The organism is Pseudomonas sp. (assembly GCF_036387035.1).
GTDB lineage: Bacteria > Pseudomonadota > Gammaproteobacteria > Pseudomonadales > Pseudomonadaceae > Aquipseudomonas.
Genome location: NZ_DASVUM010000117.1, coordinates 20043 through 27588 on the forward strand (window position 1 = coordinate 20043; position 7546 = coordinate 27588).

General features: G+C 61.1%; 6 protein-coding genes. 2 read left to right on the forward strand and 4 right to left on the reverse strand.

Features of this window, described 5'->3' with window-relative positions; genetic code table 11:
- Positions 1-18: 18 nt before the first annotated feature.
- From VF672_RS10850 to gnd, 4 genes are all read right to left on the reverse strand, one after another.
- On the reverse strand, positions 19-1854 hold the full coding sequence (locus VF672_RS10850; protein WP_331104532.1) for a glycoside hydrolase family 15 protein: 1836 nt from the start codon (positions 1852-1854) through the stop codon (positions 19-21).
- Positions 1855-1934: 80 nt separating this feature from the next.
- Entirely contained in the window at positions 1935-2753 is an 819-nt protein-coding gene (locus tag VF672_RS10855; protein ID WP_331104534.1) for an HAD family hydrolase, read from the reverse strand.
- Positions 2750-4273, reverse strand: coding sequence for a glucose-6-phosphate dehydrogenase (zwf, locus tag VF672_RS10860; RefSeq protein ID WP_331104536.1), 1524 nt, complete (start codon positions 4271-4273; stop codon positions 2750-2752). The genes VF672_RS10855 and zwf overlap by 4 nt, the downstream gene beginning before the upstream one ends.
- Positions 4273-5250, reverse strand: coding sequence for a phosphogluconate dehydrogenase (NAD(+)-dependent, decarboxylating) (gene gnd / locus VF672_RS10865; protein ID WP_331104538.1), 978 nt, complete (start codon positions 5248-5250; stop codon positions 4273-4275). The genes zwf and gnd overlap by 1 nt, the downstream gene beginning before the upstream one ends.
- Positions 5251-5573: 323 nt before the next feature.
- Here gnd and VF672_RS10870 point away from each other — a divergent pair, with 323 nt between their 5' ends.
- On the forward strand, positions 5574-5747 hold the full coding sequence (locus VF672_RS10870; RefSeq protein WP_331104540.1) for a DUF6026 family protein: 174 nt from the start codon (positions 5574-5576) through the stop codon (positions 5745-5747).
- Between the two features lie 336 nt (positions 5748-6083).
- A partial coding sequence (cptA, locus tag VF672_RS10875; protein ID WP_331104542.1) for a phosphoethanolamine transferase CptA occupies positions 6084-7546 on the forward strand: 1463 nt, incomplete at its 3' end.

Below are 7546 nucleotides of genomic sequence, written 5' to 3' on the forward strand. Positions count from 1 at the left end.
AGGCCTGTGTCGGCGCCATCAATCTCCCGGCATGACGCCTGGCGAAAGCCGCTCCTGGTTCGTCGCTCTGGTTTTCACCGGACACACGGTGCGGTGCAGGTTGAGGGCGGTATTGATGATGCCGATATGGCTGAAGGCCTGCGGGAAATTGCCGAGCATGCGGCCTTGCTGCGGGTCGTACTGCTCGGCGAGCAGGCCGACGTCGTTGCACAAACCGCACAGGCGTTCGAACAGCACCTGGGCTTCGTCGTCGCGGCCTTGAAGCACGTACACGTCGGCGAGCCAGAACGAACACACCAGAAAGGTCCCCTCGCTGCCCGACACGCCGTCGGTGCTGCGCTCGCTGTCATAACGCAACAGCAAGCCATCCTTCATCAACGACGCCTCGATGCGCGTGACCGTGCCCGTCACGCGTGGATCGTCTATGGGCAGGAAGCCGGTCAACGCGATCTGCAGCAGGCTGGCGTCCAGCTCTGTGCCGCCGTAGGTCTGCACGAAGCTGCCCAGCTGCGCGTCATAACCGTTTGCGCAAACGTCGGCGTGGATCTGATCGGCGACCTCTCTGTAATGCCGTCCCCGATCCCGATCTTCCGCGTCATCGCTTAGCGCCAGCACCCCGGCGTTCCGGTCGAAGGACACCCACGCCATGACTTTGGAGTGGGTGAAATGCCGAGGCGCCGAGCGGATTTCCCAGATGCCGGCATCCGGTTGATGCCAGACCTTTTCCAGAAAGGGCATGATGACTTTCTGGACTTCCGTGCTGCGCGGCAGCACCGGCAAGCCGCTTTTCAGTGCCTGGGTCATCGCGTCGGCGACCTCGCCGTACACGTCCAGCTGCACCTGATTGGCCGCGGCATTGCCCACCCGTACCGGCCGCGATCCCTCGTAGCCGGCCAGCCACGTCAGCTCGTACTCGAGCAGACGCCGCTCCCCCGCCAGGCCATACATGATCTGCACCTGATCGGGGTTGCCGGCGATCGAACGCAACAGCCAGTTGCGCCACGCCGTCGCTTCTTCGAAATAGCCCAGGTTCATGAACGCCAGCAGCGTCATGGTCGCGTCACGAAGCCAGCAGAAGCGGTAATCCCAATTGCGCTCACCGCCCAGCTGCTCGGGCAGCGAGGTGGTCACCGCCGCGACGATCCCGCCCGTAGGCGCGTACGTCATGGCCTTGAGGGTGATCAAGGAGCGCTTGACCTGGTCCGTCCAGGGGCCGACATCCGGGCAACGGCCGGAAAAGTCGCGCCAGAACATTTCGGTCTGTTGCAGCGCCTGCTCGATGTCGAACCCGGGCCGCACCGGCTCATGGGAGACTTGCCAAGACAGCGCGAAACCCAGCCGCTGACCCGCTTCGACGCTGAACAGGCTCTCGGTGTGATGGTCCATCGGGTGCAATTCGGCCGGCGTGCGCAGCACCAGAAGCTCGGGCCCGGCCACGGCGGTCATGGTGTGCGGATCGCGTTTTTCGACCCAGGGTACGGCGCTGCCATAGTCGAAGCGGATGGCCAGGTCCATCGAGAAATCGACGTGCCCCGTCACACCCACGACGATGCGCACCACGCTGCTCTCGATCTCCATGGGCATGAAGTCGATGAGCAAGGCCTGCCCCGTGTCAGTGGTGAACAGCGTTTCGAGAATCAGGGTGCCGTCGCGGTAGCTGCGCTGCGACTGAGCGCTGCCGTCAACCGGCGACAGCTTCCAGCGCCCGTTGTTACTGTCACCCAGCAGGGCAGCGAAACACGCGGGCGCATCGAAGCGCGGAAAACACAGCCAGTCCAGCGACCCGTCGCGGGCCACCAGCGCTGCAGTGCGGCAATTGCCGAGCAGGGCGTAATCTTCGATCAATACGGCCATCGGGCGGTAATCCTTCTAAAGCGGCACGGGGTTGTTGTCTAACCCCGTGCCTTGAAATGGACCGCCACCGCCGCCTTGATTCAACGAGGCAGGATGTAGCGCTCGATGGCGCCGGCCAGCCCGTCGTCGGCGTTGCTGTCCGTCACATAGTTGGCCTGCGTCTTGACGCCTACTTCAGCCTGCCCCATCGCAATCGAAAGACCGGCACGCAGGAACATCGCCACGTCATTGCCGGCATCGCCAATGGCGGCGGTGTTGGCCAGCGGTACACCCAGCGTCTCGGCCAGCGTCTCAAGGGCGGTGCCCTTGTTGGCGTCCAGCGCGGTGACGTCCAGGTAATAGGATTGCGAGCGCGCCGCCAACGCCGAACCGGCAATCAGCGGGTTGAGTTTGACCTCAAGACGCTTGAGCAACTCGAAGTCCTTGCTCGCTGCGACGATCTTGTCGATGCGGTCAATGTAAGCGTCGAAGCTGTCGACCTGAACAAAGTCGTAGCCCAGCGTATTGCGCTCATGCTCGACGTAATCCCCCTGCGGATCGAGCAGCAGCCACTGGTCATCGGCGAACACCCAGACCGCCACCCGCTCGCCCGCGAATACCTCAAGGCTGGTGCGCGCCGCGTCGGGAGCAATGCGGTGGGCTTTGAGCAGGCTGCCGTCGGGGTTGATGATGTTGGCGCCGTTGAACGCCACGGTCGGCAAGGTGATGCCCAGGGCGGCGATCTGCTCACGCATGGCCCGTGGTGGCCGGCTGCTGGCGACCGAGAAATGAATCCCGGCCTCCTGCAGCTTGCGCACCGCGTCGATGTTGGCTTGGCTCAGGCTGTGATCAGGGTGAAGCAGCGTGCCATCGATGTCGGACAGCATGAACTGGATGAGAGGTAGCGAGGCTTCGCTCATCCCAGGCGCTGCCACGTGCGGCCGTCGCGGGCCAGCAACTCATCAGCCGCCGACGGCCCGTCTTCGCCCGCGTGGTACAGCTCCACTTGCGGGTCCTTTGCCCAGGCATCAATGAACGGTTGCACCGCACGCCAGCCGTTTTCGATGTTGTCGGCACGCTGGAACAGGGTCTGGTCGCCGGTCAGGCAATCGTAGATCAGGGTTTCATACCCGGTCGACGGCTGCATCTCGAAGAAGTCCTTGTAAGCGAAGCCCAGTTCGATGGTCTGCATGTCCAGGGTCGGACCGGGCTTCTTCGCCTGCAGATCGAACCACATGCCCTCATCGGGCTGGATCTGAATCTTCAGGAAATTTGGCGCGACGCTGTCGACATTGGTATCGCGGAACTGCGCGTACGGCGCGGGTTTGAAGCAGATGGCGATCTCGGTGTCGCGCACGCTCATGCGCTTGCCGGTGCGCAGGTAGAACGGCACGCCCATCCAGCGCCAGTTATCGATCATCACCTTGAGGGCGACGTAGGTTTCGGTGTTGCTCTGCGGATCGACGCGGTCTTCCTGGCGATAGCCGGTGACCGCCTTGCCGTCGATGCTGCTGTCGGAATACTGACCGCGCACCGAGTTGGCCAGCGCTTCCATTTCCGACCAGGGCCGGATGGCGCCGACCACTTTGGCTTTCTCGCCGCGCACCGCGTCGGCACCGAAGGCAGCCGGAGGCTCCATCGCAACCATGGCCAGCAGCTGGAACAGGTGATTGGGCACCATGTCCCGCAGTGCGCCGGTGGTTTCGTAAAAACTGCCGCGGGTTTCTACACCCACCGTTTCGGCCGCCGTGATCTGCACGTGATCGATGTAGTGATTGTTCCAGAACGACTCGAACAGACCGTTGGAGAAACGGCTGACCAGAATGTTCTGCACCGTCTCCTTGCCCAGATAATGGTCGATCCGGTAAATCTGCTTTTCGCTCATGACCTTCAGCAAGCAGTTGTTCAACGCCACTGCGCTGGGCAGGTCGTGGCCAAACGGCTTCTCGATCACCACACGGCGGAAGCTTCCCTCCTCCTCCACCATCAGCCCGGAAGAGCCCAGACGCTGGGTCACTTCACTGAAGAAGCGCGGCGCGGTGGCGAGGTAGAACACCGCATTGCCGGTGCCGGTGCTTTTGATTTTCGCATTGATGTCCGCGTAGGTGGAATCGTCGAGAAAATCGCCGGTGATGTAGCTGATGCGCTTGGACAGGCTGCCCCACAACGCCGGATCAAGCGGCTCTTCGCCGCCCTGGGCGACCTTGCTGGCCGCCTCCTGACGAATGAAATCCTCGAGCTTCTTCGCAAAATCGGCATCGCTGACCGTGTTGTGGTCGACGCCGACAATGTGCAGGTCCTCGCCCACCAACCCGTCGCGAAACAGGTTGTACAGGGCCGGCATCAGCAGGCGTTTGACCAGATCACCATGGGCGCCGAACAGGAACAGCGTGGTCGCCGGAGCGACCGGAGCATTCTGCTTGCTGCGGGATAAACCCATTATTTTGGTTCCTTATGACCACCGAAGCCGAAACGCATGGCGGAGAGCATCTTGTCGCCGTACGTGCTTTGTTGACGCGAGCGGAAGCGGGCAAACAGGGAAGTGGACAGCACTGGAACCGGCACCGCCTGCTCCATGGCCGCTTCGATGGTCCAGCGGCCTTCGCCACTGTCGGCCACGGAGCCTGAGTACGCGTTGAGCTGCGGGTCGGTGGCCAGTGCATCGGCGGTCAGGTCCAGCAGCCAGGAGGAAACCACGCTGCCGCGACGCCAGACTTCGGCGATGTCGCCCAGGTTCAGGTCAAAGCGCTGCTCGACGGGGAGGTTTTCCGAATTCTTGGTCTTGAGGATGTCGAAGCCTTCGGCGAAGGCCTGCATCATGCCGTACTCGATGCCGTTGTGGATCATCTTGACGAAGTGCCCTGCGCCTGGCGGGCCGGCGTGGATGTAACCGTGCTCGGCGCGCGGATCGGCGTCTTTGGCGCGGTCCCGGGTGCGCGGGATGTCGCCGATGCCAGGGGCCAGGGTCTTGAAGATCGGGTCGAGACGGGTGACGACCTCGGTTTCGCCGCCGATCATCATGCAGTAACCGCGCTCCAGACCCCAGACGCCGCCGGAGGTGCCGACGTCGACGTAGTGCAGCCCTTTGTCTTGCAGCGCCACGGAGCGTCGCACGTCGTCTTTATAGAAAGTGTTGCCGCCGTCGATGATCACGTCGTCGGCATCGAGCAACGTGGCCAGTTCATTGATGGTGTCTTCGGTTGGAGCGCCAGCAGGCAACATCACCCAGACGGCCCGCGGTTTTTCCAGGGCAGCCACCAATGACGCAAGGTCATGGGCTGGCGTGGAGCCTTCGTCGGCGAGCACGGTGCGAGACTTCTCATCGCGATCATAGACCACAGTGGTGTGGCCATTGAGCATCAGTCGACGTGCGATGTTGCCGCCCATGCGGCCTAGTCCAACAATCCCGAGTTGCATGTAGAGGTGCTCCTTAATCAAATTCAGAGGTGCCTCAGTTTATAGCCCAGTGCCGCATAGTGGGTTAGTCCGGGGAGGCAAACTATGGTTTCCCGGTGAAAAAAGTTTCATGTGCGTCACCGCAGAGGCCTGCAAGACTGCCTTATGACGCTCGTTTTCGCGATCAAGAAACGTTCGCGACAATTGAAAATAAAAAAGTTCCTTTTTTTCGCAAAAGAAATCAGAATCCCGGCCGATAGAGGTAGTGAGCAGGACATGGCAAGTAGCAGATGTCAGTGCTTGAACCTTATGAAGTTGAATCCCGCCATTTCGCGAGGTGTCCAATGGGCACAGTATTACCCGCCAACGCTCCACAAACCCTGTACGTCACCATCCGTCGTGACGAGCTGCGCCAGCTCAGGGAAGAGCGCGCCTTGCTGCAAAAGAAAGTCGCTCAGCTGACTTCGATGATTCAGCACGCCCAGCTCAGCGGCAACGTCACCGCCCTGCACGCCTGAGGCGCGACACCCTCGGCCACAACCCCCAAGGCAAGCCCGATCCGAAGGCTTGCCGGCGCATCGCTCCATTCATGCACGCACAACCTCGTATCGCCATAAGGTGATGCGCAGTTCGACCTCCGTCGGACCCGATACGCGTTATTACGTTCCCCTCCCTGCGCTGTCATCCGCGTCCGAGACCGCTTCTCAGGTGTCGCAACGACGTTCTGACAAAATTTTCACCCACCTGAAAACATAATCACGACCCTCAACACATTCACTGCTGGCCTATCGCTGGCACTTGAACTCATTCGGGCGCTTTCCTGCCGCCCGGAAAAGGCTATAGCGGAGCGCTTGATGGCAACGATGAAACGGAGCACTGCGACTCCGAAAGGGTTCGACTGGGCAGGCGTGATCTGGCTGTTCGTGTTTTTCTGGTATTTTTCCGGCATCACCCAACTGCTGATTCAGCTGACCGGCATTACCGGGTTTGCCGGTTTCCGTCAGGCGTTCGTGATCAGCGGCATCTGGCTCGCACCGATGCTGATATTCCCCCGCAAGACCCGCGTCATGGCGGCTGTCATCGGCGTCATCCTGTGGGCCTGCTCCATGGCGAGCCTGGGTTACTTCTTCATTTATCAGCAGGAGTTTTCCCAGAGCGTCATCTTCATCATGTTCGAATCGAACATCTCTGAAGCGGGCGAATACATGACGCAGTACTTTGCGTGGTGGATTGTGTTGGCCTTCATCGCCCACACCGCGTTTGCGATTTTCCTGTGGACACGCCTGCGCCCGGTTTACATGCCGCGTCCGCGCGCCTACGCCGTTGCGGCGGCACTGTTGATCGGCATCATCGGTTACCCGCTGGCCAAACAGTTCGCCCGGCATGACGACACGGCTTCGGCCCTCGAGGCGTTCGAATCACGCATCGAGCCGGCGGTGCCATGGCAGATGATCGTTGCCTATCACCGCTACACCCAGCAACTGGATGGCATGCAGGACATGCTGACCAGCAGCAGCAACATCGCGCCGTTGAAAAACCTCAAGGACCAGCAGGCCAACCTGCCGACCACCCTGGTGCTGGTGATTGGCGAGTCGACCAACCGCGGACGCATGCACCTTTATGGTTACCCGCGCCAGACCACCCCGAACCTGGACGCCATGAAGGACCAGTTGCAGGTGTTCAATAACGTCATCACGCCGCGGCCTTACACCATCGAAGCCCTGCAGCAAGTGTTGACCTTTGCGGACGAGGAAAACCCGGACCTTTACCTGAAGACGCCGTCCATCGTCAGCGTGATGAAACAGGCGGGCTACAAGACCTTCTGGATCACTAACCAGCAGACGATGACCAAGCGCAACACGATGCTGACCACCTTCTCCGAACAGGCTGACGAGCAGGTGTACCTGAACAACAACCGCAACCAGAACGCCCGCCAGTACGACGGCGACGTTCTCGCGCCGTTTGCCAAGGCCCTGACCGACGCCGCGCCGCGCAAATTGATTGTGGTTCACCTGCTCGGCACGCACATGGCCTATCAGTATCGCTTCCCGGAAGAGTTCGCGAAGTTCAGCGGACGTGACGGCGTTCCGGCGGACATCGATGACAGCAAGCTGGAGTTCTACAACAGCTACGACAACGCAGTGCTGTACAACGATTTCGTGGTATCCAGCCTGATCAAGGAATACGGCAAGGCCGACCCCAACGGTTTCCTGCTGTACCTCTCGGACCACGGCGAGGACGTCTATGATTCGCCAGGCCGCAACACCCTGGGCCGCAACGAAAACAAGCCGACCATCCCGATGTACACCGTGCCCTT

Coding starts and splice junctions, on each gene's coding strand:
- VF672_RS10850 (WP_331104532.1), bottom strand. CDS start 1,854: ATGGCCGTATTGATCGAAGATTACGCCCTGCTCGGCAATTGCCGCACT.
- VF672_RS10855 (WP_331104534.1), bottom strand. CDS start 2,753: ATGAGCGAAGCCTCGCTACCTCTCATCCAGTTCATGCTGTCCGACATC.
- zwf (WP_331104536.1), bottom strand. CDS start 4,273: ATGGGTTTATCCCGCAGCAAGCAGAATGCTCCGGTCGCTCCGGCGACC.
- gnd (WP_331104538.1), bottom strand. CDS start 5,250: ATGCAACTCGGGATTGTTGGACTAGGCCGCATGGGCGGCAACATCGCA.
- VF672_RS10870 (WP_331104540.1), top strand. CDS start 5,574: ATGGGCACAGTATTACCCGCCAACGCTCCACAAACCCTGTACGTCACC.